Origin of the sequence: Streptomyces venezuelae, assembly GCF_008642335.1 — a bacterium.
Lineage (GTDB): Bacteria > Actinomycetota > Actinomycetes > Streptomycetales > Streptomycetaceae > Streptomyces > Streptomyces venezuelae_F.
The window spans coordinates 7728219-7752650 of sequence record NZ_CP029191.1; the positions used below are offsets into that span (position 1 = coordinate 7728219).

The following is a 24432-nucleotide window of genomic DNA, read 5'->3' on the forward strand; positions in this document are numbered from 1 at the left end:
AGTGAGTCGACTGGAAGCATCTGAGGCCGTGAGCAGTCACGGGTGGCGCTACGTGCTGGGCACCCTGCAAGCCTCCGTGCCTGTGGGGACGTTGGTCGACGCGATCAGTCTGGCGGCGGATGCTGCCGCCGCGTGCGGCGACGATGCCGATCGCCATCTCCGTGTTGATGTCCGCGCCGACATGGCGTTCCTCACCCTTCAGTCACTGGACCACGCGGCGGTGACCACCCGGGACGTCGAACTCGCACGTCGCATCTCTTCCGCCGCCGACCGGGCGGGGTTCCCGCTCGGGCCCGGCATCGGCACGGAGGCACCCCGCTCGGTCCAGGTCGTGGAGATCGCGATCGACGCCCTGAGCATCTCCGGGATCCGGCCGTTCTGGAAGGCGGTGTTGGCCTACGCCGACGAGGCCGGCGCGGACGGTCCGGAGGATCCGCTGGTCGACCCGCTCCGACAGGGCCCCGCCCTCTGGTTTCAGCAGATGGACCGCGCACGTCCGCAGCGCAATCGCCTCCACCTGGACGTCAGCGTCCCGCACGACGAGGCACCACGCCGCGTCGAGGCCGCGCTGGCGGCGGGCGGCCGACTCGTGTCCGCGAGCCGCGCCCCGGCCTTCTGGGTCCTCGCTGACCAGGAGGGCAACGAGGCATGTGTCACCACGTGGCAGGGGCGGGACGGCTGACGCGACGTGATGACATCACGCTGTCGGCCGGTCGGCAGCATGATCATCGCGAACGGGGAGGCGCCGTCGCCGCGCGCCGACGTCATCAGTCCGATGCCGTCGAGGCCGGGCAGCATCACGTCGAGGATCCCTCCGAGCCGAGCCCGGCTCAGCCGACACCGTCCGACCCTGCATCACCGGTCCCGCGGTCCGGCCGCAGCCGTGTATCAGCCAACACTCAACCCACCCGGAACGTCAGCCCACCCCGTGCCACGAAGATGCTAGGAAGAGCCATGCCCGATCGTGATGCGTACGACGCCGTCATCGTCGGTGGTGGCCACAACGGTCTTGTCGCCGCCGCCTATCTCGCCCGCGCCGGACGATCCGTGCTGCTCCTGGAGCGGCTCTCCGGAACCGGGGGCGCCGCCGTCTCCAGCCGGCCCTTCCCCGGGGTCGACGCGCGGCTCTCCCGCTACTCGTATCTCGTCAGCCTGCTGCCCAAGAAGATCGTCCGGGATCTCGACCTCAACTTCAGGGTCCGCACCCGCACCGTGTCCTCCTACACCCCGACCGAGCGCGGCGGCCGTCCCACCGGGCTCCTCGTCGGCGGTGGCGACGCCCGCACCCGGCAGGCCTTCGCGCGGCTCACCGGCGGACAGCGCGAGTACGACGCCTGGCGGGAGTTCTACGCCATGACCGGCGAGGTCGCCCGCCGCGTCTTCCCCACGCTCACCGAACCCCTGCCGAGCCGCGCCGAACTGCGCGCCCGTGTCGACGACGACACCGCCTGGCGCACCCTCTTCGAAGAGCCCATCGGCACCGCGATCGAAGAGCGCTTCGCCGACGACCTGGTGCGCGGCGTCGTCCTCACCGACGCCCTCATCGGCACGTTCGCCGACGCCCACGACCCGTCCCTGCGACAGAACCGCTGCTTCCTGTACCACGTCATCGGCGGCGGCACCGGCGACTGGAACGTGCCCGTCGGCGGCATGGGCGCCCTCACCTCCGCCATCGCCGACTCGGCGCGGATGTCGGGCGCGCGGCTGCGCACGGGGTGCGAGGTCACCCGGATCGACACGGACGGGCGGCGCGCCGAGGTGACGTACCGGACGGAGGGCGTCGAACACAGCGCCTCCGCACGCCACGTCCTGGTCAATGCTTCGCCTGAAGCCCTCGCGGGGTTCCTCGGCGACGAGGCGCCCGAGCCCGCCGAAGGCGCCCAGTTCAAGGTCAACATGCTGCTCGAACGGTTGCCGCGGCTCCGCGACACCTCCGTCGACCCGCGCGAGGCCTTCGCCGGGACCTTCCACATCGCCGAGGGGTACGAGGAGTTGGGGGCCGCGTATGCCCAGGCCGCCGGCGGTACGCTGCCCGCCGCGCCGCCCTCCGAGATCTACTGCCATTCGCTCACCGACCCCACCATCCTCGGGCCCGACCTCGTCGAACGCGGCTGCCAGACCCTCACCCTCTTCGGTCTGCACACACCCGCACGGCTCTTCGCCGGCGACAACGACACCGCGCGCGCCGAACTCCTGAAGTCCACCCTCGCCCAGCTCGACGCGCACCTCGCCGAGCCGATCGCCGACTGCCTGGCCCTGGACGCGCAGGGCCGCCCCTGCATCGAGGCGAAGACCCCGCTGGACCTCGAACGGGACCTCCGGCTGCCCGGCGGCAACATCTTCCACCGCGACCTGGCCTTCCCCTACGCCCAGGAGGGCACGGGACGCTGGGGCGTGGAGACCCGGCACGCCAACGTCCTGCTGTGCGGCGCGGGCGCGGTGCGCGGCGGCGGTGTCAGCGGCGTCCCCGGACACAACGCCGCGATGGCGGTGCTGGAGGCGCAGCCGGAGGCCGGTCAGAAGTAGCGCGTGAACGGGGTCGCGTCCACGGCGAACAGGCCGTCGAAGGGGCTGTCCAGCTGGTAGATGAGCAGGACGGTGAAGGTGATCAGGCCGGACAGGCCCATCACCATCACGACATGCGTGAAGCTGCGCTGCACGCCGAACATGAACATGAAGGCGATGGTGAGGACGCCGCCGACGATGAGGCCGAACCAGAGCACGGGTGACAGCTGTTCCTCCGCGTCGGCCTCACGTCCGCGGCGTGCCTCGTCCAGGGTGCTCAGCTGCGCCAGCGTCTCCTGTCCCGTGGCCTGTTGGGCCGGCGTGGCATCGGCCGGCACCTGGCCCGTTGCGCGCACCTGGTCGAGCAACCGCCAGCCCGTCGTGCCGATCGGGGCGCCCTCGGCCATGGCGGGCCACTCCGTGTCGGTGACGTGCCGGATGTACGACTCGATCTGGCCGCGCATCCGGTCGGCCTGCCCGGCGGGCAGACCCGCCGCGAGCAGATGGATCTGGTGCGCGGCGCTGGCCTCGGTGGCGGTGTGGTCCTCGGCGCCGGAGCGGGCGTCCCACACCGACACCAGGGAGAGGCCGAGGACGAGGGCGTACAGGACGCCGACCATCATCGAGATGTACTCGGCGACGTCCTCGCGGGGTTCGTCGTCGGGTCCGGGCGGCCAGAACCGGTGTTTGAGCAGGACGACCGCCGCGGCGAGCAGGGCGACGCCCAGGACGATGGCGAAACTCAGGATCATCGGCAGTCCCGATTCGTTGCGGCACGGTCAGAGTCTGCGCGAGCCGAACACGGCGGCCGCGATGGCTGCGGGGAGCAGGATGAGGAACAGCGCGCTCAGCATGCCGAGCCCCGTGGGGGTGCGGTCTCTCCGCATGAAGCGGCCGGCCAGGGAGCGCCGGGGTTCGGCAGGGCGCTGGGTACGTCGTGGGGGGCGTGACGTGTTCTTCTTCGGCGGCTGAGCCTGCTGCCGGGCCACGCCCGGTGGCACCGCCACGGCCCCCGGTGGCAATCCACCCGGCGGCACGGCCGCGGCCCCTGGTGGGACGGCCCCTGGCGGCACGGCGCCCGGTGGCACCGCGCCAGGCGGCAGCCCCGCCCCGGGCGGCGGCGCGGGGCCCACGGGACCGGGCACCGTCGCCGCGATGCCCGGCGGAGGCGGTGGCAGAGGGAAGAGCGCGATGAGGGGAGGCCCGGGGAGGGGTGGGGCGGCGGGTGGTCGCTCCGGGGGCAGCCCGACGGGCGGGCGCCGCGGTGGCGCGGGCACGGGCCGGGGAGGCCGCGGCACGTGAGCGGCGGGCGGGGGCGGCGCGCGGAGCGTGAACCGCGCCGAGGAACGAGCCGTGAGCCGCGGTGGCGCCACGGCACCGCCGCGCACGTCGAGCGTACGGATCAGGTCGCTGCCGTCGGCCTGCCCCCGGCTCTCGTACGTACCGGGCGCGCGCCGCACCGAAGCGACACACGTGGCCCGCGCGCCGGGGGCGAGGTGGGCGACGACCGGCTGCGGGGAGCCTCCGCAGCCGATCCGTTCCGCGGGCAGCGCCGGATCCGAGACCCGTACGCCGTGGACGGGCCTGTTGCCGTGGTTGGCCACGACATAGCGGACCTCCGCCCGGTCGGGTCCCGTCACGCGCGCCGTCTCCGTCAGGCCGAGGGCCGCGCCGACCCCGGCGTACCCCGAGCGTGCGGTCGCCTGCACCATCGCGCGCAGGTAGGGCTGCTGTCCGACCGCCCGTACGTCGCCGACCCAGGCCCCGGGCCGCGCGGGCGCGGTCGCCGTGCAGTACGCCACGCGCAGTCCCGCCAGCATCGGCACGCGGTCGAGTCCGCCGGGGCAGCGGATCGCGGCGCCGGGCATGGCCGGGTCGTGCACCCGTACGTCGTGCAGGTCGGCACCGCCGCGGTTGGTCAGGCGGTACGACTTCACGACCGCGGCACCGGTCCGGATACCGGGTTCGAGAGCGCCCAGGCCGGGGCGGGTGTTGACCGTGACCTCCAGGGCGAGCCCGTTGGCCGTGGGGCCGTCGGCGGCGGAGGGCCCGGCGGCCGACCAGCAGCTCCCGGTCAGGAGAAGGCCGGTCAGCAGCCATCGCGTCCGCGTCGCTCCCGCACCCTCTCTTCCGATGATCACACCGGGATGCTGGTACGGGACGTCCCGGCCGTCGACCCCGGCACGCGCGCACGCTCGGTGATTCACCTGAGCGGCGGCAGCGGCCCTGCCGACCGGCACGCGGGCAGGTCTACTGCTGGGAGTGGCCCTCAGAGAAGGTGGCGGGGATGACAACCGAGGCAGTCGACGCGATGGCCGAACGGGGAGAACCCGTACAAGAGCAGCACCCCGTACCGCAGGCCCAGTCGGAGCAGACCGATCCCGAACTGCTCATCGCCGCATCGGTCCTCCTCGCGGACGCCGCACTCGCCGCCCGCAGGACCGGCGCCGATCTCACCGCCGCCGGGGCGAGCTGGCGGGTCGGGCTGCAGGCGCTGCGGCGCCCGGCGTGGGCCGTCGGCAGCGCGCTGTCCGCGGCCCGCGCGATGACGAACCCCTCGGGGCTCGGGCTCGCCGCCAACGGCGGTCTGGTCGGCGAGACCGTGCGGTCCCTGGGCGCGGTGGCGCGCCGGCGGCCCGCCTGCGTCGCCATGGCCGTGGACGCCTTCGCGATGCGCATCGAGGCCGCCGCCCGTGAACACCCGAGCCTCGCGGCGCCGCTCGCCAAGCGGTTCACCGAAGCCGTCGTCGCGGGCCGCAGGATCGAAGCGCTGCGCGCCGCCCGCGACCTGGTGGAACTCCTCGGCGTCACCCGCACCCTGACCACCATCAGTCCCGTGGTCATGGAACTGCTCGCGCTGGCCGGACTGCTCGACGAGAACCCGACCAACGACAGCTTCGCCTGGGTCACCCTCTCCGGCGGAGTCCCCACCACCGACCCGCTGCTCGGCCTGCCCTCCGTACTGATCAGGCACCTCAACCCGGGCCCGGGGCGCGCCGAACGCTGTGACGCCGACGCGATGCTGGCCCGCGTCCTGGCCCGGTCCGGCAACGACATCGTCCGCTACATCGACGACATCTCCGCCCTCGGCAACCACGGACTCGCCCTGCTGCGGCGGATCGCCTGCACGGACGGCGCCACGCGGTACGTACTGCTGCTGCCCGGCACCAGCTTCGGACGGCTGAGCAACAGCACCCCGCAGGATCTCGTCGGGGCCTTCGACGCGCTGCTGCGCACCGACACCACGTACAGCCGCTCCGCGCGGCAGATCCTCGTGCGCGCGGGCGTGCCCGAGGGCGCCGAGCTGATGATCGTCGGGCACAGCCTGGGCGGCATCACCGCCATGAACCTGGCCTGCGACCTCGACTTCGTGTCCACGTACCGGCTCACCCACGTGGTCACCGTCGGCTCGCCCATCGACACCAAGCGACCCGTCGACCCCACCACGCAGGTCGTCAGCCTCGTCAACGAACACGACGTGATCCCCGGCCTCGACGGGCGCGGCCCCGCCTCCGCCAACGACACCCCGGCCAGCTGGGTCGAGTGCAGCTGGCTGGACGAGACGTACGACTATCCGCTCTCGCACGCCCCGCAGGCGTACGCCGACACCCTGCGCAGGGGCGAGGTGCCGCACCGCGACCGCGTCAACGAACTCATCACCCGCTACGACGGCGAGATCGTCGGCAGCCAGCCCTACCTGGTGCGCGACAAGTGACGCCGCGGGCCAGCAGACCCCCGAGGGAGACCGGCGATGAACGCCAGTGACACCACGACCGATTCCCGCCGCCCGCCGAAGGCCTGGCCCCTGGAGAGCGCGCTGATCAGCGCCGCGCTGGCAGCCCAGCGCGTGTCCTGGATCGACGCACCGGCCCGCGCCCTCGGACTCAGGCCCTTCACCCGGCAGCACCTGACCCGGCAGGTCCTGACGCAGTTGCGGCGCACCGCGGGCGGACGGCCGACCCGGCTGCGCACCGCGTTCGGCACCTTCCTGATGCCGCTGAACGCCGACGACGCCAGGGGCCTGATCGACCGGGCCGAAGAAGCCGGCGCCCGGGGCACGGTCACCGCCCTCACCGCGGAGGGGCGCCGCCTGCGGGTGACGCCGCACGCGGCGCTGCCCGTCACCCTCACCGCGGTGCGCGTCCAGGTGCGGGAGGCCGTCGCCCAGGAGGCCGCCGAGATCTTCGCGGCGCGCCGCACGGACGGCGGCGTGGCACGCGACGACTGGTGTGCGCTCACCGCGCGCCTCGCGCGGCGGATCGTCCTCGGGGACTCCGCCGCCGACGACAGCCTCATCAGCGCCATCCTTGACGCCGTGGCCCAGGCGGCGGACGGCACCGAGTACGCCGCCCGTGCGGCCGCGCTGCGCCGGCGTCTCGACGCGTACGTCCATGCCGTGCAGTCGGGCGGACTCACGGGGGCGGTCCGCGACGACGGCGGCGAGGACGCCACGGACGACAGCCGGGACGCCGTCGTCGAGCACGTCCTCGAAACCCTCACCCGGGCCCTCGCCGACACCGTGCCGCAGGCCCTCGCGCTGCTGACCGTGCAGCCGCCGACGCCCGCCACCGACCGCACCGAGCGGGCCGTCGGCGAGGCCCTGCGCCGCTATCCGCCGCTGGCCGCCAGCCTGCACGAGATCCGCGCCCCCTTCACCTGGCACGGCATGGCGATCGACGCGGGCACCGAGATCCTGTGCGCCACCGCATGGCTGCGCGACCTGGACGAGGCGCAGGGACACGGCAGCCACGACCCGTCTACCTCCCTGTGCGCGGCGCCGGGACCGTGCGCCGCCGCCGAACTCGCCGTCCTCACCGCCACCGAACTCGTCCGCGCCCTCACCCGGCACGCCGAACCCGTCGTCCTCGCGCCGCACCTGACCCCCGACGCGCTCCCGGCCGACCTGCCCGCCGCCTCCCTGCGCCTCGCCCTCGCGGACGACGCGGAAGCGGCAGCCGACCTGGCGGCACGCCCCGTGGTCGACGGGTACGTGGCGCCCGCGGCCGGGCAGAGCCCCGCCCACTACGCCGCGGTCACCGAGGCGGGCGCCTGCAGCCTGGAGGAGCACGCCAGGAAACTCACCGACTGCGCGCGCCAGTCCGGCTGGAACCACGACGCGTTCGGTGAACAGTGCCGGATGACGCTCCTCGCCCACGCCGAGCGCTGCACCCAGGCGGCCGCCGACGCCCGTAGGGCCGCCGAGTGGCTGGCGAGCTGACCTTTGATCTCTGACGGCTGACGGCGGTCTGACCTCTACCGGAACGGCGTCGTCCTGCGCCGCCGGTCCCGGTCCACCATGCCCTGGACCGTGAACCACACCTCGTCGCACAGCTGTCGCGCGGCCGCCGCACGGGCGGCGAAGGACGCGGCGCCCGCCGGGGCGGGGACGGGTTCGCCGATGCTGATCCGCCACTTGAAGGGCAGCGGCAGCGGTGTGGTGACGGGGAAGTACGGCAGGCCGAAACGGCGGGCCAGCGACCGGATCTCACCGAGTTTCGGCAGTGTCTCCTCGGCGCCCACGATCGACACGGGCACCACCGGTACGCCGGTCCGCACCGCGGTCACCGCGAAAGCGGGGCTGAAGGGTCGCAGCCGGTAGCGCTGCGAGAAGGACTTGCCGACCCCGTCGAGCCCCTCCGGGAACAGCGCGACGAGGTGACCCGCCGCCAACCGGTCCCGGCCCAGCGTCGGATCGTCGGTGAAGACGCCGTGCCTGCGGGCGTACGCGGCCACGGCCGGCAGCCGGAACACCACGGGGGAGGCGTACACGTGCACCGGCCTGCGCAGCTCCCGGTACAGGAGCTTGTGCAGGACGAACGCGTCCAGACCCCAGGCGCCCGAGTGGTTGGCGACGATGAGCGCGGGTCCCGAGCGCGGGATGTGCTCCAGGCCCGACATCTCGACGCGGAGGTAGTCGTCGGCGAGCCACCCCAGCACGCCGTCCAGCAGGTCGATGCCGACGTCGTCCAGCAGGCCGGTCGGGGCGTCGGTCCGCGATCCCGCATGCGCTTCGGTCACAAGATCCCACTTTCAGCTGAAAATGGGTCACCGCAAGACTAAAGGTGCCATTGAGGTGGTCTCTCTTCCTAGCGCCCGATTTCCGGGCGCCGTTCCGGAAAGGCCCGCCATGAGTACCTCTGCGTCACCCGCGACCGCGGATCTGATCACCGGCCTGCTCATCGACAGGTTCGACGTCGACCCGGCCGCCGTGCGCCCCGACGCGCGGATGACCGAGCTGCTCGTCGACTCGCTGATGGTCGTCGAGATGGCCATCGCGCTCAAGGACGAACTGCGTGTCGAAGCCACCGAGGACGAGCTGCGGGAGCTCACCTTCGCCGAGTTCGCCGCTCGCGTCGACGAACGCCGCATCGATGAACGTCGCGTCGACGAACGCCGCCTCGACGAGCGCTGCGCCGGATGACGCGGGACGCGGCCGTCGCCGTGACCGGTCTCGGCCTGGTCACCGCGGCAGGGCACGACACGGACAGCACCTGGGCCGCTGTCCGGGCCGGGCGGGCGACCGCCGGGCCCGACCCGGAACTGCGGGACCTGCCGGTCTCCCTGAGCTGCCGCGTCGACGGCATGGACGCGCTGCGCCCCCGGCAGCCCGGTACCGCGCACCTCGACCCCGGGGCCCGGATGGGGCTCGCGGCCGCCGCCCAGGCACTGGACGCCGCCAAGCTCGACCCCACGGAGTGGGACGCGACCCGCGTCGCCGTCGTCACCGGCTGCGGCCTCGGCGGGATGCACACCCAGCGGACCGCCACGTCCCGCCTCGCGTCGGACGGCCCGGAGCGCGTCTCCCCGTACTTCCTGACGGGCTACCTGCCCAACATGGTGTGCGCCGCCATCGCCCTGCACCTCGGCGTCACCGGGCCGACCCTGAACGTCGCGACCGCGTGCGCCTCGGGGGCCACCGCCCTCGGCACGGCCCGCGACCTGCTCGCCTCGGACCAGTGCGACATCGCCGTGGTCGTCGGCGCCGACGCGGCCGTCACCCCTCTCGTCGTGACCGGCTTCTCCCAGCTCCGCGCGCTGTCCGACGCGCGCTCGCGCCCGTTCGACCGGGCCCGCGACGGCTTCGTCATCGCCGAGGGCGCGGGCGCCCTGATCCTGGAGCGCCCCGAGCACGCGGCCGCCCGCTCCGCGCCCCGGCTCGCCCGCCTCATCGGATACGGGGCGAGCAGCGACGCCCACCACCTCGTGGCTCCGCACCCCGACGGGCACCACGCCGAGCGGGCCCTGCGCGCCGCGCTCGCCGAGGCGGGCGTCGCCCCCGACGACGTCGGCCACGTCAACGCACACGGCACCTCGACACCGCGCGGCGACGCGATGGAGGCGACGCTCCTGGCCCGGGCCCTGCCGCACCGGCCGCCCGTGACCTCCGCCAAGGGCAGCCTCGGTCACACGCTCGGCGCCGCCGGAGCCATCGAGGCCGCGCTGACGGTCCTCGCACTCCGCGAGGACCTCGTCCCGCCCACGGCCGGGCTCACCGACCAGGACCCGGCACTCGACATCGACGTGGTCGCAGGCCGTGCGCGGCCTCTGTCCGCGTCCTCGTCCTCGGACATCGCGGTGAGCAACTCGTTCGGCTTCGGCGGGCACAACGCGGTCGTGGTCCTGGCAAGGGAGTGAGCGCCTGTCCGTGAACTCTGCGCCTGCCCGTGAACGTGAACGCCTACGGCGCGCCGCCGAGACCGATCTCGTTCCCGTCGGGATCGCGGTACGTCGCCTTGCGGACGCCGTTCGCGTACGTCTCCCGGCGGGTCGGAGCGAGGCCGCGGCCCGCGATCTGCGCGACGCGCTCGTCGAAGTCGCCGACGAAGACGGTCAGCCGGGCGTGGCCCGCGTGGTCGGGGAGGTGCTCGATGTACAGGTAGCGGTGTTCCGCGAGCTCCCAGACGGCTTCGACGTCGTTCGGCACGAACGCGGGAGGGCCGCCCAGCACGCGTTCGTACCATGTCAGGGCCGACGCGAAGTCGCTGACCGGAATGCCGGAGAACAGATCGAGGGACATGCGGCCATCGTAGGAAGAGCCGGTCCCGGCCGCGTCGCGGCGCGCGGGGTCGGGGGATCGACGGGTGTCGGGGAAAAATCCCGGGAAACCCGGTGGATCCCATCGATCTGACACTGCATCAGAAAATCTCTTCCCTCGTCCGGATCGCTGCGGCATCCTGCGCCCATGCAGACGGAGTTGAGCAGGAGACTGGGAGTCGAGTACGCCATCTTCGGTTTCACGCCGTTCCCCGCGGTGGCCGCCGCCATCAGCAGGGCGGGCGGGTTCGGGGTGCTCGGCGCGGTCCGCTACACGGCACCCGATGAGCTGGCCAGGGACCTCGACTGGGTGGAAGAGCACGTCGACGGGAGGCCCTATGGACTCGACGTCGTCATGCCGGCCAAGAAGGTCGAGGGCGTCACGGAGGCCGACGTAGAGGCGATGATCCCGGAGGGGCACCGCCAGTTCGTGCGGGACACCCTCGCCAAGCACGGCGTGCCCGAGCTCGCCGAGGGCGAGGCGTCGGGCTGGCGCATCACCGGCTGGATGGAGCAGGTCGCACGCAACCAGCTCGACGTCGCCTTCGACTACCCGATCAAACTCCTCGCCAACGCGCTCGGTTCACCCCCGGCCGACGTCATCCGCCGCGCGCACGACCACGACGTCCTCGTCGCGGCGCTCGCGGGAAGCGCCCGGCACGCCCGCAAGCACGCGGACGCGGGCATCGACATCGTGGTCGCCCAGGGGTACGAAGCGGGCGGCCACACCGGTGAGATCGCCTCCATGGTGCTCACCCCCGAGGCCGTCGACGCCGTCGCGCCGCTGCCCGTGCTCGCCGCCGGGGGCATCGGCAGCGGACAGCAGATCGCGGCCGCGCTCGCGCTCGGCGCGCAGGGCGTGTGGCTCGGGTCGCTGTGGCTCACCACCACGGAGGCCGACCTGCACTCGCGCGCGCTGACCCGGAAGCTCCTCGCGGCCGGTTCCGGCGACACGGTCCGCTCGCGCGCCCTCACCGGCAAGCCCGCACGCCAGTTGCGCACGGAGTGGACCGACGCCTGGGACGACCCGCAGGGCCCGGGGACGCTGCCGATGCCGCTGCAGGGGCTGCTGGTCGCCGAGGCCGTCTCGCGCATCCAGAAGTACGAGGTGCGGGAGCTGCTCGGCACCCCGGTCGGGCAGATCGTCGGCCGGATGAACAGCGAACGCAGCGTCCAGGCCGTCTTCGACGATCTGACGCGCGGCTTCGAGCGGGCCGTCGACCGTGTCATCCGTATCGCGGGAAGGGAAGGCCAGTCGTGAGCACACCTTCGACAGGGAGCACACCTTCGACGGGGAGCACGCCCCCGAACGGCTTCTGGGCCCAGGCGTCGGCCGCTCCCGGCCGCACCGTCCTCGTGGCGCCCGACGGCGAGGAGTGGACGGCGGGTCGGCTGCACGGCGCCGCCAACCGGCTGGTGCACGGCCTGCGGGCCGCGGGCCTCGAGCGCGGGGACGCCTTCGCCGTCGTGCTGCCCAACGGCGTGGAGTTTCTCACCGCGTACCTGGCCGCGTCCCAGGCGGGCTTCTACCTCGTCCCCGTCAACCATCACCTGGTCGGCCCCGAGATCGCCTGGATCGTCGCCGACTCCGGCGCCAAGGTGCTCATCGCCCACGAGAGGTTCGCGGACGCCGCGGTGGCGGCGGCCGACGAGGCGGGTCTCCCCGCGACCCACCGCCACGCCGTCGGCGACGTGCCCGGCTTCCGCCCCTACGGCCAACTCCTGGACGGACAACCCGAGTCCGCGCCGAAGGACCGCACGCTCGGCTGGGTCATGAACTACACCTCGGGCACGACCGGCCGCCCGCGCGGCATCCGCCGCCCCCTGTCCGGCAAGCTCCCCGAGGAGTCCTACCTCGGCGGTTTCCTCGGCATCTTCGGCATCAAGCCCTTCGACGGCAACGTCCACCTGGTCTGCTCGCCGCTCTACCACACGGCCGTCCTCCAGTTCGCGGGCGCCGCCCTGCACATCGGCCATCCGCTGGTCCTCATGGACAAGTGGACACCCGAGGAGATGCTCCGCCTCATCGGCGTGCACAAGTGCACGCACACGCACATGGTGCCGACCCAGTTCCACCGCCTGCTCGCGCTGCCGGAGGCGACACGCGCCGCGTACGACGTGTCGTCGATGCGGCACGCCATCCACGGCGCCGCGCCCTGCCCCGACCACGTGAAACGGGCGATGATCGACTGGTGGGGCGAGTGCGTCGAGGAGTACTACGCGGCGAGCGAGGGCGGCGGGGCCTTCGCCACCGCGCAGGACTGGCTGAAGAAGCCGGGGACGGTCGGAAAGGCATGGCCCATCAGCGAGTTGGCGGTCTTCGACGACGACGGCAACCGCCTCGGCCCCGGCGAGCTCGGCACCGTCTACATGAAGATGTCCACCGGCGGATTCTCGTACCACAAGGACGAGTCGAAGACGAAGAAGAACCGCATCGGCGACTTCTTCACCGTCGGCGACCTCGGCCTCCTCGACGAGGACGGCTATCTCTTCCTGCGCGACCGGAAGATCGACATGATCATCTCGGGTGGGGTCAACATCTACCCCGCCGAGATCGAGTCGGCGCTCCTCACCCACCCCGCCGTCGCGGACGCCGCCGCCTTCGGCATCCCGCACGACGACTGGGGCGAGGAGGTCAAGGCCGTCGTGGAGGTCACCGAGGACCGGACCGGCGACGACGCCCTGGCCGCCGAGATCCTCGCCCACTGCGAGCACCACCTCGCCGGCTACAAGCGCCCCAGGAGCGTCGACTTCATCGAGACGATGCCCCGCGACCCCAACGGCAAGCTGTACAAGCGACGGCTGCGCGAGCCGTACTGGGAGGGGCGGGAGCGCGCCGTGTAGCCGAAAGCTCAGCGGCGCTCGCGCACCCGCACCACCTCCAGCTCCGGATCGCGGAGGATGTCCTTCTCGCAGAAGCGCGACGTCACCCAGCGCTCCTTTCCGTACAGGCGCGTCTGGTCGCTGTAGTGCGGCGAGGTGGGGTCGGAGGACTGGGAGTACGACAGGAGGGTGCGGGCCTCGGGGCAGCCGCCGGAGTTCCAGCCGACCGCCTGGATGTGGCTCGACCCGTGGGCGACCTCCGTGTAACCCGCCTTCTTGTCCCAGTTCGCCTCGATCTTGTTCCAGACGCCGAGGGACTCGGTGCCGCCGGAGACCGGGATGCGCTCGCCGCTCCGCACGACGTACTGGTTCGCGCCGAGCGGGGCGGCCACGTCGGCGCCCGCCGCGGTCAGCTCGGTCACCGCGTCGGCGAGCGCGGTGCGGAAGCCGGGCAGCGACGTGTCGAGGGTGTTCGGGGTGCGCACGGGGTCGGCCGCCGAGAACGGCACCTTCCACAGCTGCGCATTGGGCACGGTCGCCGTCAGCTTGCGCCAGAACCGGTCGAAGAGAAGGGCGCCGCGGCTGTCGGTGTCCATGCGGCGGTCCCAGCGGGCCAGGGCCTCGCAGGCCTTGCGTACGTCAACCGCCGTGCCGTCGCTGCCCGTTGCCGTGCCGCCGGGCAGAGCCGCGCACGCCTTCGCCGTGTCGTCCACCGCGAGATCGGCGGCCGGGACGCGGTTCGCGAACTGCTGGCGCTGGAGGTCCCGGACGGTCAGGTCCCCCTTCTCCGCCATCGCCGCCACGTCTTCGACGGCGCCGCGGGTGCGCATCGAGCGCTGGGTGCCGATGGTGCCGAAGATCCGCTCGTAACCGGTGATCGGCTGGTCGGCGTTGGTCAGCCAGGCGCTGTCGTTGGAGTTCTCCGCGTACGGGGCGTCCTTGAGGGTCGGCATCCGGGACGGGCCGAAGATGCCGGGCTGCACCGCGTCCTTGTCCGAGCCGAGCGCGCACGCGCCGCGCGATCCGTCGAGGACGGCGACACCCGAGGCCGGGTAGGTGACCTTGCCGAGCGGCGTGCTGCACCGTTCCGCGAGGTCGTCGGTGATGCGGGGAAGCACCTGCGACTGGCTGAGCAGCGAGTGGCCGTGCCGGTCGGCGGCGACGGTGTTCACCCAGGGCAGCCCCTGCGTCTCGCGCAGGGACTTGAGGATGCCCGCGGTGGAGCGTGCCTTCCCGAAGCCGAGGTCGGTGTCGCTGCCGCGCAGGTTGACGGCGTTGGGGTCGTTGAGCGCGTACGCCGTGGTCGAGGACCAGGGCAGCGGGAGCTGGGCGCCGAGGCCCGTGACGACCGGGCCGTAGCGGGTCCAGTACTGGGTGCGGGTCACCGGGACGCCGTCCTTGACGGGCACCGTGACCGTGCGCTTGGTCATCTTCCTGCGCTTGCCGTCCACCAGATAGACGGTCGGGTCGGACGGGTCAAGCGTCAGCTGGTGCAGGTTCAGGGTGACGCCGGTCGCGACCGTGTGGCTCCACGCCACGTCGCCGTTGAAGCCGATGTTGACCACGCTCGTGCCGAGCAACGAGCCGCCGGAGACGTTCAGTTCGCCGGGTATGGTCTGCTGCGACTGCCAGAAGCGGCGGCCGCCCTGCCAGGGGTAGTGCGGGTTGCCGAGCAGCAGCCCCCTCCCATGTGCGGTGGTCTTTCCGCTGAACGCGACGGCGTTGGAACCCATGTCGGCGTCCTGCGAGGAGAACAGCTCGCGGGCCGCCTCCGCGGTGCGCCGCGGGTCGGGGGCGGCCTTCTGGGCGGGTGTTCCCGGTTGCGTGGCGGTCGGCGGTGCGGCGGCCGTGATGCCGTCGATCCCGCGGCCCTGCCCGCCGAGCACCTGCACGGCGAAGCCCTGCCGCGCCACGTCGAGCGCGCTGATCGGGCGCACCCAGTCGGCCTTCGCGCAGGCCGGGTCGGTGACGCGGTTCTGCTTCAGCCAGGCGTTGTAGCCCGCGGCGAACCCACGCATCAGCTCCTTCGTGCGCCGGCTCGGCCCGGCGGGTGCGGGCTGCGCGAGGAGCTTCTCCACGGTCCCCGCCTCCCGCACACCGCGGAAGTACAGGTCGCTGCCGAGGTTCGTGGACGCCGACGACAACGCGGAACCGGGGGAGGCGTCGGGCCCGAAGTGCCGCGAGCGTTCGCCGCGTATGGTCACATAGCCGTCCGCGAGCGTGCACACCTGGTCGGCGGCCTGCGCCCAGCCGGTGCCGAAACCGAGGTTCGCGTAGTCCTCGGCGAGGATGTGCGGGATGCCGTACTCGGTGTAGCGGATGGTGGCGTGCAGGCCGCCGCCCGAGGGGCGGGCGTCCTTCGGCGCGGCGCCCGCGCCGGACGACGGGAGCAGGGCCAGTGCCGTCAGCAGGGTGATTCCCACGGCCGTCGTGCGTCTCGTGCGGATGCGCATCGTGCCTCCCAACAGGGGTTCGGGAAGGGGCGGTTGAGCGTACCAAGCGGTCGGTCACTTTCCCCTGCCGCGGAACGGATCTCTTGACCCGGCCGGTGCGGGGGCCGAGGATCACGCCATGACGGGTGTACGCGACAGTACGGTCGACGGAGTCCTCGGGCGCAGCGCGCGCCGCACACCACGGCGCACGGCGCTGCGCTACGGCGAGCGGTCGTGGACGTACGAGGAACTCGACGCGGCCGTGTCGCGCGCCGCCGGTGTCCTGCGCGACAGCGGCCTGGCGCGCGGGGACCGCGTCGGCGCCTACGCCCACAACTCCGACGCGTACCTGATCGGCTTCCTCGCGTGCGCGCGGGCCGGTCTGGTCCACGTGCCGATGAACCAGAACCTGACCGGCGACGACCTCGCGTACCTCGTCCGGCAGTCCGGCTGCTCCCTCGTCCTCGCCGACCCGGACCTCGCGGGCCGCCTGCCGTCCGGCGTACCGGTTCTGCCGCTGCGGGACGCGGACGACTCACTGCTCACGCGGCTCACGCACGCGTCGGCGTATGCCTCGTACGAAGATGACGGGCCCCGGGCCGACGACCTGGCGCAGCTGCTCTACACGTCGGGCACGACGGCCCTCCCCAAGGGCGCGATGCTCTCGCACCGGGCGCTCGTCCACGAGTACGTCAGCGCGATCACCGCCCTGGACCTCAAGGAGACCGACAGGCCCGTCCACTCGCTGCCGCTCTACCACTCGGCGCAGATGCACGTCTTCCTCATGCCGTACCTGGCCGTCGGGGCGGAGAGCACCATCCTCGACGGGCCCGACGCCGAGCGGATCTTCGACCTCGTCGAGGCCGGCCGCGCCGACAGCCTCTTCGCGCCGCCCACGGTGTGGATCGGCCTCTCGCGGCACCCGGGTTTCGCGGACCGTGACCTCCGGGCGTTGCGCAAGGCCTACTACGGCGCGTCGATCATGCCGGTGCCGGTCCTGGAGCGGCTGCGCGCCAGGCTGCCCGAGCTCGCCTTCTACAACTGCTTCGGGCAGAGCGAGATCGGCCCGCTCGCCACCGTCCTCGGGCCCGACGAGCACGCGGGACGGATGGACTCGTGCGGGCGGCCCGTGCTCTTCGTCGAGGCACGGGTCGTCGACGAGGACGGCCACGAGGTGCCCGACGGCACCCAGGGCGAAGTCGTCTACCGGTCACCGCAGTTGTGCGAGGGCTACTGGGACAAGCCGGAGGAGACCGCGGAGGCGTTCCGCGACGGCTGGTTCCACTCGGGGGACCTCGCGGTGCGGGACACCGAGGGGTACTTCACCGTCGTCGACCGCGTGAAGGACGTCATCAATTCGGGCGGAGTCCTCGTCGCGTCCCGACAGGTCGAGGACGCGCTCTACGAGCACGCGGGGGTCGCGGAGGCGGCGGTGATCGGGCTGCCGGACGAGCGCTGGATCGAGGCGGTCACCGCCGTCGTCGTACGGGGCGACGGGGGCGTCACGGAGGACGAACTCATCACCCACGCACGGGAGAAGCTCGCCCACTTCAAGGCGCCCAAGAGGGTCCTCTTCGTGGACGAGCTGCCGCGCAACGCCAGCGGGAAGATCCTCAAGCGGGAACTGAGGGACCGTTTCGCCGCGGGGTGAGCCGTGACCTCGTCAGATCACGCGCTCGCGTGGTGCCGGCCGTCGTCCTGCCCGGAGGGAGCGGCCTGCGCCGAGTCGGTCCGGTCCGCCTCGTCGTGCACGAGCAGGGAGAGCAGGGAGGCCACGGCCAGCCCCGACTCCGCCGGGTGGCGCAGCACTTTGCCGGGATCGATCTGGTACGTGTTGGTTCGTCCCTCACGGGTGTGGGACAGGTAACCGTCCTGCTCCAGGTCCGCGATGATCTTCTGGACGGCCCGGTCGGTGAGTCGGCAGTGGGCGGCGATGTCACGGATGCGGGCGTTGTGATTGTCGGCGATGGCCGCCAGCACGCGCGCGTGGTTGGTGAGAAACGTCCATCCGGTATGAGGCTCGGGCACTCCATCCATGGCTCAACCCTAGTGCCTCGCATTCATGCTTACAAAAACACGTACTCGATTTCATGTATTAGTTGACGTACGTGTCCCCGGGCGTGCAGCCTGGGAGCAGCGGAAGGCAGCGAGGTGAGGAGAGGCCATGCCGGAGCCCGCGTCCACTCGGCGGCCCTTCGGGAACGAGGATGGCGAGCACGTTCAGGGCAGCCGCATCCCGACGGCCTCGTCGCCACGGGACGGCAGTGACGTGAGCGGCAGAAGGAGTCTCGTGGTGCGCGGGGAGCTGGACCTCGACACCGGTCAACGGCTCCGGACGGATCTGTACCGCGCGCTCGCCGACACCGCCGCCGGACTCGACCTGGACCTGCGCGGCGTGGACTTCTGCGACTGCTCCGGCCTGAATCTCCTGCTCGGCCTGCGTCAGCACGCGGTCCACCAGGGCAAGACCGTGGTCATCCGCCACAGCAGTCCCGTCGTGGACCGACTCCTCGAACTGACCGGCACCCGCAGCCTGTTCACGCCCCCCGAGCCGGAACCGGAGCCCGAGCCGGAGTCGCGGCCCGAGTCGGAGCCAAGGCCCGAGCCCGTGGCGACGCCCCGCCCGGTCGTGCACGAGGCGAACCGGCCCGAGGGCTCCGACCAGGAGCTGCAGATCGTCGTGGCCCAGCTGCGCCGGGCCATGCGGACCCGGCCCACCATCGACCTGGCCAGGGGCATCCTGATGTCCACGTTCAACCTGAGCGCCGAGGCCGCCTGGGACGCGCTGGTCACGGCCTCGCAGAACACCAACACCAAGCTGCACGTGCTGGCCGGGGACGTGGTCGGCACCGTCAAGGGGGCCGCCCTGCCCGACACCGTGCGCAAGCAGCTCGACGCCGCGATCACCAAGGCGAGCCGGGCGCACGCCGCCCGCCCCGCGCACACGGCGCCGCGGGCCGAGTCGCTGCCCGATCTCGCCGTGTCCGCGGTCGACCCCAGCCCTCCCGCCGACGGCGTGCCATGACTGGCCGTACGGCCGAAGGCGTCAGTCCCGCAGATCCACGATCCGCTTGAACTTGCCCACCGACCGTTCCAGCGTCTCCGGTTCGACGATCTCGACACCGACCGAGACGCCGATCCCGTCCTTCACCGCCGCCGCGATCTCGCGGGCCGCGGCCTCGCGCCGCTCCGCAGGTGTGTCCGCGCGTGCCTCGGCCCGCACGGTCAGGGCGTCCATGCGGCTCTCGCGCGTCAGCCGTAGCTGGAAGTGCGGGGCGATGCCCGCCGTGCGCAGCACGATCTCCTCGATCTGGGTGGGGAAGAGGTTGACCCCCCGCAGGATCACCATGTCGTCGCTGCGGCCCGTCACCTTCTCCATGCGCCGGAAGATCCGCGCCGTACCGGGCAGCAGCCGCGTCAGGTCCCGTGTCCGGTAGCGGATGACGGGCATGGCCTCCTTGGTGAGCGAGGTGAACACCAGCTCGCCGCGCTCACCGTCCGGCAGCACCTCGCCCGTGATCGGATCGACGACCTCCGGGTAGAAGTGGTCCTCCCAGATGTGCAGCCCGTCCTTGGTCTCCACGCACTCCTGCGCGACGCCGGGACCGATCACCTCCGAGAGCCCGTATATGTCCACGGCGTCGATGGCGAAGCGCTCCTCGATCTCGCGCCGCATCTCCTCCGTCCACGGCTCCGCACCGAAGATGCCGACTCGCAGGGAGGTCGTCCGGGGATCGACGCCCTGCCGCTCGAACTCCTCCAGAAGCGTGAGCATGTACGAGGGCGTCACCATGATGATCTCGGGGCGGAAGTCCTGGATCAGCCGGACCTGGCGCGCCGTCATGCCGCCCGACGCGGGGATCACCGTGCAGCCCAGCCGCTCCGCTCCGTAGTGCGCGCCCAGACCGCCCGTGAACAGGCCGTACCCGTACGCCACATGCACCTTGTCCCCGGGGCGGCCGCCCGCGGCGCGTATCGAACGCGCCACCACGTCCGCCCACATGGACAAGTCCTGCTCCGTGTACCCGACGACCGTCGGCAGGCCCGTGGTGCCGCTCGACGCGTGCAGGCGGCGCACCTCGGACTGCTCCACCGCGAACATCCCGAAGGGGTAGTTGGCCCGCAGGTCGTCCTTGGTGGTGAACGGGAACCGCGCGAGGTCGGCGAGCGAGCGGCAGTCGTCGGGACGCAGCCCCGCCTTGTCGAACGCCGCCCGGTAGAACGGGACGTTCTCGTACGCATGCAACAAGGTGTCCTGGAGGCGCTCCAGCTGCAGGGCTGCGAGCTCGCGCGGGCCGAGCCGTTCGGCCGCGTCCAGCAGTAGCGGCATACGCGTCATAGGGAATGCTCCCGTCCTGAACGGGCGACCGATCATTCGGTCGTCGATCTTCTGTGGAGCTCAGTAATCCAGGCCGGGAGGTGGGCGTCAAGGGATCTCGCAGACCGGCTTGAGCTGCGGCGCGAGGCCGCGGGCGGCGGCATGGGCCACCGTCATGGGCCACGGCGCGACAGCGTTGCCCGGGCGGCACACGAGATGTGATGATCACCTCCATGCCGACATTCAGCGCGTACGACGGGACGGAGCTCGCCTACCACGAGAAGGGGGACGGCGAGCCCCTGCTGTGCCTGCCGGGCGGCCCCATGCGCGCCTCCGCCTACCTCGGCGACCTCGGCGGACTCACCGCGCACCGGCGCCTGATCCTGCTCGACCTGCGCGGCACGGGCGACTCCGCGGAGCCGGACGACCCGGCGACGTACCGCTGCGACCGGCTCGTCGACGACGTCGAGGCGCTCCGCGAACACCTCGGGCTCGACCGGGTCGACCTGCTCGGGCACTCCGCGTCCGGCAACATCGCCACGCTGTACGCGGCCCGCCACCCGAAGCGGGTCCGCACCCTCGTCCTGGTCGCCCCGGCCACGCACTCCCTGGGCCTCACCGTCACCGACCGGGACCACCGCGCGGCGGCGGCGCTGCGCGCGGACGAGCCCTGGTACCCGGCCGCCGAGGCCGCGCTCGACAAGCTCGCTGCCGGCGGCAGCGTCGCCGAGGTGGCGGACGCCCTCGCGCCCCTCGCCTACGGACGCTGGGACGCGGCGGCGCGGGCGCACCGCGCGGCGAGCGCGTCGGAGAAGAACGCCGAGGCGGCGGCCGCCTTCTACGGCGACGGCGCGTTCGACCCGGCCGCCACCCGCGCGGCCCTGACGGAGCTGGCCGCGCCGGTGCTCGTGCTCGCGGGGGAGTGGGACGGGGGCCCGAACCCCGCACACGCCGAGGAGCTCGCGGGCTTCTTCCCGCACGGCGTACGCCAAGTGCAGCCCCGTGGAGGGCACTTCCCGTGGCTGGACGACCCGGAGTGGTTCGTGCGGCGCGTCGCGGGGTTCCTCGCACAGGACTGACGCACAGGACTGATGCGACCGGCTGGACCATGACCCCCAGGGGAGACGACGTGCGAAACGCCACATCCGTCCGCCGCGCACCGGCCACCGGTGTGCTGACCGCCGCACTGCTCACGGGTCTGCTCGCGGGTCCGCTCATGGGCGGTGGCACGGCTGCCGCGGCGCCCGCGCAGCCCTCGGCTGCGACGCCTGCCGCCCGCGCCTCCGCTGCCCCGTACGCCCAACTGCGCCCCCTCGCCGACCTGTCCGCGCGTCGCCTCGCCACCGCCGACCTCGTCGCCGCCGCCAAGTACGGCACGGACAGCCCCATCGACGACCCGGCCCGCGAGCGGCAGGTCCTGGACGCCGTGGCCGCGCAGGCGGCGGAGGCGGGCGCCGACCCGGAGGCGACCGTCCGCATCTTCCGGGACCAGATCGAGGCCAACAAGGCCGTCCAGCGAGGGCTGTTCCGCCGCTGGGACGCCGACCCGTCGCAGGCGCCCACCGAACGCCCCGACCTCGCCGAGGTCCGCGAGGAGATCAACCGCGTCAACGGCGAGCTGGTACGGTCCGTCGCCACATCCCCGGCCGCGCGCTCGGCGCCGTACTGCAAGGGAGTGCTGACCGCCGCGGCCGCGCACGTGCGGCACGAGAGGCGACTCGACGCGCTGCACTCCGTCGCCCTGGGACGCGCGCTGCCGTCGGTCTGCGCCGGCTGACCGGACGGCGTGCGGCGCGTGCCATCCGGTCAGCCGGCCCGGGCCCTAGAGGCGTGTGGCGGAGGCGACGTCCTCGTGGAGCGCGAAGATCTGGTCGAGACCGACGATGCGCAGGATCCGCAGGGTGTTGGCGGGGACGGCCGCGAGGGCGATGTCCGCGCCCGCCGCCTGGGCGTGGTTGCGGGCGGCCAGCAGGGCGGTGATGCCGCTGGAGTCGCAGAAGTGCATCGCGGCGAGGTCGAGGACGAGGCGGCCGCCGGGGCGCAGGCCGACCGTGGGGAGCGCGTCGCGCAGCTCGGGGGCGGTGTGGTGGTCGAGGTCGCCGATGATCGCCAGGACAGGACCCGTCGCGGAGTCACCGGTGATGATCTTCAGTGGGCTCATGGTGTGATCTTCGTCGTCGCGCTTTCCGTCGTTGAGGTCGGTGCGGATGCTCCCAGTGCGAGCAGGGCCGTGTCGTCGTCCAGGCCTGCGCCGAGGCCCGTCAGCAGATCGGTGAGCGCGCCGACGACGTCTCCCGCGGAGGTGCCGGCGTGCTCGGTGGTGAAGGCGCGCAGTGCCTCGTCCCCGAAGAGGTCCGTGCGGTCGGCGCCGGTGCGGGCCTCGGTGACGCCGTCGGTGTAGAGGAGCAGCGTGTCGCCGGGCGCGAGGGTGGTCTTCGCGGCCGTGAAGCGCGGGTCGGGCAGCGCGCCGACGAGGAGGCCGCCCGGTGTCGGGAGATAGTCCGCCGTGCCGCCGCCGCGCAGGACGAGGGCCGGCGGGTGGCCCCCGGACGCCAGCTCCACGGAGACGTACCCGGAGACGGGGTCCGGGTCGAGGACACCGAAGATGACGGTGCAGAAGCGCGGGTCGTCGCCCGAGTACCGGTCGTGGAGGACCTGGTTGAGCGTGGTCAGCGCGGCCACGGGGTCGGGGTCGTGCAGAGCCGCGGCGCGCAGCGTGTACCGGGTCAGCGAGGTGACCGCGGCCGCCTGGGGGCCCTTGCCGCACACGTCGCCGAGGAAGAAGCCGAAGCGTTTGCCGTCCAGTGGGAAGACGTCGTAGAAGTCGCCGCCGAGCTGGTCGGGGGACGCGGTGTGGTAATACGTGGCCGTCTCGACGCCGGGAATCGGCGGCAGGGACGACGGGAGCAGCGACTCCTGGAGCACGGCGAGCGCCTGCTGCAGCCGGGCCCGGTCGGCGCGAGCCTGCCGCGCGGACTCCTCGGCGGCCCTGCGGCTGCGCAGCAGCTCCGTCTCGTAGGCGCGGCGGTCGGTGGCGTCGAAGACGGTGATGCGGGTCAGCAGCGGCGTGCCGGTGCTGCCGTACTTGACGACGGCGGAGACGAGGACCGGCCTGCGGCTGCCGTCGGCCTGCTTGACCTCCAGGGCGACTCCGCTGATCTCGCCCCGCAGGCGCAGCAGCGGCGCGAAGTGCGTCTCGTGGTACAGCCTGCCGCCCACCGGCAGCAGGTCCGTGAACCGCAGCCGGCCCACCACCGCTTCCCGGTCGAGCCCCAGCCAGTCGAGCAACGTGCCGTTGATCTTGACGATGGTGCCGTCCATCAGCGTGGACAGGTACCCGCACGGCGCGTTCTCGTACAGTTCCTCGGCGCTGTCCTCCAGGAGGGCGGCGAACGCCGAGTCCGAGGTGGTACCGCCGTCGGCTGCGTCGGCGTCCTCGGGGCCGGTTCCCGTGCGGCACATCATCCGAGGCCTGCCAGGAACGCGGTGATCGCCGCGTTGGTCGCCTCGGGCGAGGACAGGTGCGGGCAGTGCCCGGTCGCGTCGAGGGTGACCAGCTTCGACGAGGGGACCGCACGGTGTACGTAGGCACCGACCTCGCGCGGCGCGATCGCGTCCTGCGAGCACTCCAGGACGAGCGTCGGGACGCGGACGCTCGACAGCTCGTTCCTGGCGTCCGAGAGGAACGTGGTCCGGGCGAAGACCAGGGCCATCTCGGGATCGGTGGCGCAGAAGCTGTTCTTGAGCTCCTCGCCCAGCTCGGGCCGCTCCGGGTTGCCCATGATGAGCGGGGCCATCGCCGCGGACCAGCCCAGGTAGTTCGCCTCCAGGGACTCCAGGAGCTCGTCGATGTCCTCCTCGCTGAAGCCGCCGCGGTAGCCCTCCTCGTCGATGTACCGAGGGGACGGGGCGACCATGACGAGGGCCTTGATGCGCTCGGGGGCCTGCCTGGCGGCCAGGACACCGATCATGGAGCTCACCGAGTGGCCGACGAACACGGCGTCGCGCAGGTCGAGCCGCTCGCACACCTCCACCACGTCCTGGGCGTAACCGTCCAGCGAGCCGTACCGCTCCGCGGAGAACGCGGAGCGGTCCGACCGGCCCGCGCCCACATAGTCGAACAGGACCACCCGGTAATGCGGCTCCAGGGCGGGCACCGTCAGGCGCCACATGTTCTGGTCACAGCCGAAACCGTGGGCCAGCACCACCGTCGGCCCTTGCGGGTTGCCCGTGACGGTGACGTTGTTCCTATGGATGATGTCCATGACTTCCATGATCTCAGACACCCGGAAGGGGCGGCCCCTTCAGCGGGGCCGCCCC

Annotated in this window: 22 protein-coding genes; 12 read left to right on the plus strand and 10 right to left on the minus strand. The window is 72.5% G+C overall.

The features are described 5' to 3' along the window. Positions 1–28 precede the first annotated feature (28 nt). Complete coding sequence (locus tag DEJ49_RS34405; protein WP_223833118.1) at positions 29–682, plus strand: VOC family protein; 654 nt, start codon at positions 29–31, stop codon at positions 680–682. A 272-nt stretch (positions 683–954) separates the two neighbouring features. After that, positions 955–2526, plus strand: a complete 1572-nt coding sequence (locus DEJ49_RS34410) for a phytoene desaturase family protein (protein WP_223833119.1) — start codon at positions 955–957, stop codon at positions 2524–2526. On the opposite strand, the gene DEJ49_RS34415 is transcribed toward DEJ49_RS34410, so the two are convergent. Both DEJ49_RS34415 and DEJ49_RS34420 read right to left on the minus strand, forming a co-directional pair. Beyond that, positions 2517–3257 (minus strand): DUF4239 domain-containing protein, encoded by a 741-nt coding sequence (locus tag DEJ49_RS34415; protein WP_150187727.1) that lies wholly within the window; start codon positions 3255–3257, stop codon positions 2517–2519. The two genes, DEJ49_RS34410 and DEJ49_RS34415, sit on opposite strands and share 10 nt — an antisense overlap. A 27-nt stretch (positions 3258–3284) precedes the next feature. After that, positions 3285–4646, minus strand: a complete 1362-nt coding sequence (locus DEJ49_RS34420; RefSeq protein ID WP_150187728.1) for a hypothetical protein — start codon at positions 4644–4646, stop codon at positions 3285–3287. A gap of 146 nt (positions 4647–4792) precedes the next feature. Between DEJ49_RS34420 and DEJ49_RS34425 the strand changes: the two genes are divergently transcribed. Beyond that, positions 4793–6220 carry a lipase family protein gene (locus DEJ49_RS34425; RefSeq protein WP_150187729.1) on the plus strand — a complete coding sequence of 476 codons (1428 nt, stop codon included), beginning with the start codon at positions 4793–4795 and terminating at the stop codon, positions 6218–6220. Between the two features lie 36 nt (positions 6221–6256). Beyond that, positions 6257–7723: a hypothetical protein gene (locus DEJ49_RS36190; RefSeq protein WP_190329548.1), complete on the plus strand. Its 1467-nt coding sequence runs from the start codon at positions 6257–6259 to the stop codon at positions 7721–7723. A gap of 35 nt (positions 7724–7758) precedes the next feature. Here the strand turns inward: DEJ49_RS36190 and DEJ49_RS34430 are convergent, their stop codons facing one another. After that, positions 7759–8523, minus strand: coding sequence for a 1-acyl-sn-glycerol-3-phosphate acyltransferase (locus tag DEJ49_RS34430; RefSeq protein WP_150187730.1), 765 nt, complete (start codon positions 8521–8523; stop codon positions 7759–7761). A 109-nt stretch (positions 8524–8632) separates the two neighbouring features. Here DEJ49_RS34430 and DEJ49_RS36195 point away from each other — a divergent pair, with 109 nt between their 5' ends. Continuing rightward, complete coding sequence (locus DEJ49_RS36195) at positions 8633–8926, plus strand: acyl carrier protein (RefSeq protein ID WP_190329549.1); 294 nt, start codon at positions 8633–8635, stop codon at positions 8924–8926. Next, positions 8923–10140 carry a beta-ketoacyl-[acyl-carrier-protein] synthase family protein gene (locus DEJ49_RS34440; protein WP_150187732.1) on the plus strand — a complete coding sequence of 406 codons (1218 nt, stop codon included), beginning with the start codon at positions 8923–8925 and terminating at the stop codon, positions 10138–10140. Before DEJ49_RS36195 ends, DEJ49_RS34440 begins: the two co-directional genes overlap by 4 nt. A gap of 43 nt (positions 10141–10183) precedes the next feature. Here DEJ49_RS34440 and DEJ49_RS34445 read toward each other — a convergent pair whose 3' ends face one another. Then, positions 10184–10522, minus strand: a complete 339-nt coding sequence (locus DEJ49_RS34445) for a VOC family protein (RefSeq protein WP_150187733.1) — start codon at positions 10520–10522, stop codon at positions 10184–10186. Positions 10523–10687: 165 nt separating this feature from the next. Here DEJ49_RS34445 and DEJ49_RS34450 point away from each other — a divergent pair, with 165 nt between their 5' ends. Together DEJ49_RS34450 and DEJ49_RS34455 are read left to right on the plus strand one after the other, a co-directional pair. Further along, positions 10688–11800, plus strand: a complete 1113-nt coding sequence (locus DEJ49_RS34450) for a nitronate monooxygenase (RefSeq protein WP_150187734.1) — start codon at positions 10688–10690, stop codon at positions 11798–11800. Then, complete coding sequence (locus DEJ49_RS34455) at positions 11797–13383, plus strand: acyl-CoA synthetase (RefSeq protein ID WP_150187735.1); 1587 nt, start codon at positions 11797–11799, stop codon at positions 13381–13383. The genes DEJ49_RS34450 and DEJ49_RS34455 overlap by 4 nt, the downstream gene beginning before the upstream one ends. Before the next feature lie 8 nt (positions 13384–13391). Here the strand turns inward: DEJ49_RS34455 and DEJ49_RS34460 are convergent, their stop codons facing one another. Continuing rightward, the gene (locus DEJ49_RS34460; protein ID WP_150187736.1) at positions 13392–15815 is read right to left on the minus strand and encodes a penicillin acylase family protein; all 2424 of its coding nucleotides are present in this window, start codon (positions 15813–15815) and stop codon (positions 13392–13394) included. Between the two features lie 118 nt (positions 15816–15933). Here DEJ49_RS34460 and DEJ49_RS34465 point away from each other — a divergent pair, with 118 nt between their 5' ends. After that, entirely contained in the window at positions 15934–17445 is a 1512-nt protein-coding gene (locus tag DEJ49_RS34465) for an acyl-CoA synthetase (protein WP_150187737.1), read from the plus strand. 17 nt (positions 17446–17462) lie between these two features. On the opposite strand, the gene DEJ49_RS34470 is transcribed toward DEJ49_RS34465, so the two are convergent. Further along, positions 17463–17831 (minus strand): helix-turn-helix transcriptional regulator, encoded by a 369-nt coding sequence (locus DEJ49_RS34470; protein WP_150187738.1) that lies wholly within the window; start codon positions 17829–17831, stop codon positions 17463–17465. 127 nt (positions 17832–17958) lie between these two features. Here DEJ49_RS34470 and DEJ49_RS34475 point away from each other — a divergent pair, with 127 nt between their 5' ends. Further along, the gene (locus DEJ49_RS34475; RefSeq protein WP_150187739.1) at positions 17959–18819 is read left to right on the plus strand and encodes an ANTAR domain-containing protein; all 861 of its coding nucleotides are present in this window, start codon (positions 17959–17961) and stop codon (positions 18817–18819) included. A gap of 21 nt (positions 18820–18840) precedes the next feature. Here the strand turns inward: DEJ49_RS34475 and paaK are convergent, their stop codons facing one another. After that, complete coding sequence (paaK, locus tag DEJ49_RS34480) at positions 18841–20124, minus strand: phenylacetate--CoA ligase PaaK (RefSeq protein WP_150188679.1); 1284 nt, start codon at positions 20122–20124, stop codon at positions 18841–18843. A 221-nt stretch (positions 20125–20345) separates the two neighbouring features. Between paaK and DEJ49_RS34485 the strand changes: the two genes are divergently transcribed. Continuing rightward, positions 20346–21191: an alpha/beta fold hydrolase gene (locus tag DEJ49_RS34485; protein WP_150187740.1), complete on the plus strand. Its 846-nt coding sequence runs from the start codon at positions 20346–20348 to the stop codon at positions 21189–21191. 50 nt (positions 21192–21241) lie between these two features. Then, positions 21242–21889 (plus strand): chorismate mutase, encoded by a 648-nt coding sequence (locus DEJ49_RS34490; RefSeq protein ID WP_411757221.1) that lies wholly within the window; start codon positions 21242–21244, stop codon positions 21887–21889. A 45-nt stretch (positions 21890–21934) separates the two neighbouring features. On the opposite strand, the gene DEJ49_RS34495 is transcribed toward DEJ49_RS34490, so the two are convergent. From DEJ49_RS34495 to DEJ49_RS34505, 3 genes are read right to left on the minus strand one after another with little or no spacing between them, the layout of a single operon-like run. Continuing rightward, positions 21935–22273, minus strand: coding sequence for an STAS domain-containing protein (locus DEJ49_RS34495; RefSeq protein ID WP_150187741.1), 339 nt, complete (start codon positions 22271–22273; stop codon positions 21935–21937). Further along, positions 22270–23574, minus strand: a complete 1305-nt coding sequence (locus tag DEJ49_RS34500) for a PP2C family protein-serine/threonine phosphatase (protein WP_150187742.1) — start codon at positions 23572–23574, stop codon at positions 22270–22272. The genes DEJ49_RS34495 and DEJ49_RS34500 overlap by 4 nt, the downstream gene beginning before the upstream one ends. Continuing rightward, positions 23574–24377, minus strand: coding sequence for an alpha/beta fold hydrolase (locus DEJ49_RS34505; protein WP_150187743.1), 804 nt, complete (start codon positions 24375–24377; stop codon positions 23574–23576). Before DEJ49_RS34505 ends, DEJ49_RS34500 begins: the two co-directional genes overlap by 1 nt. Between the last annotated feature and the right edge of the window lie 55 nt (positions 24378–24432).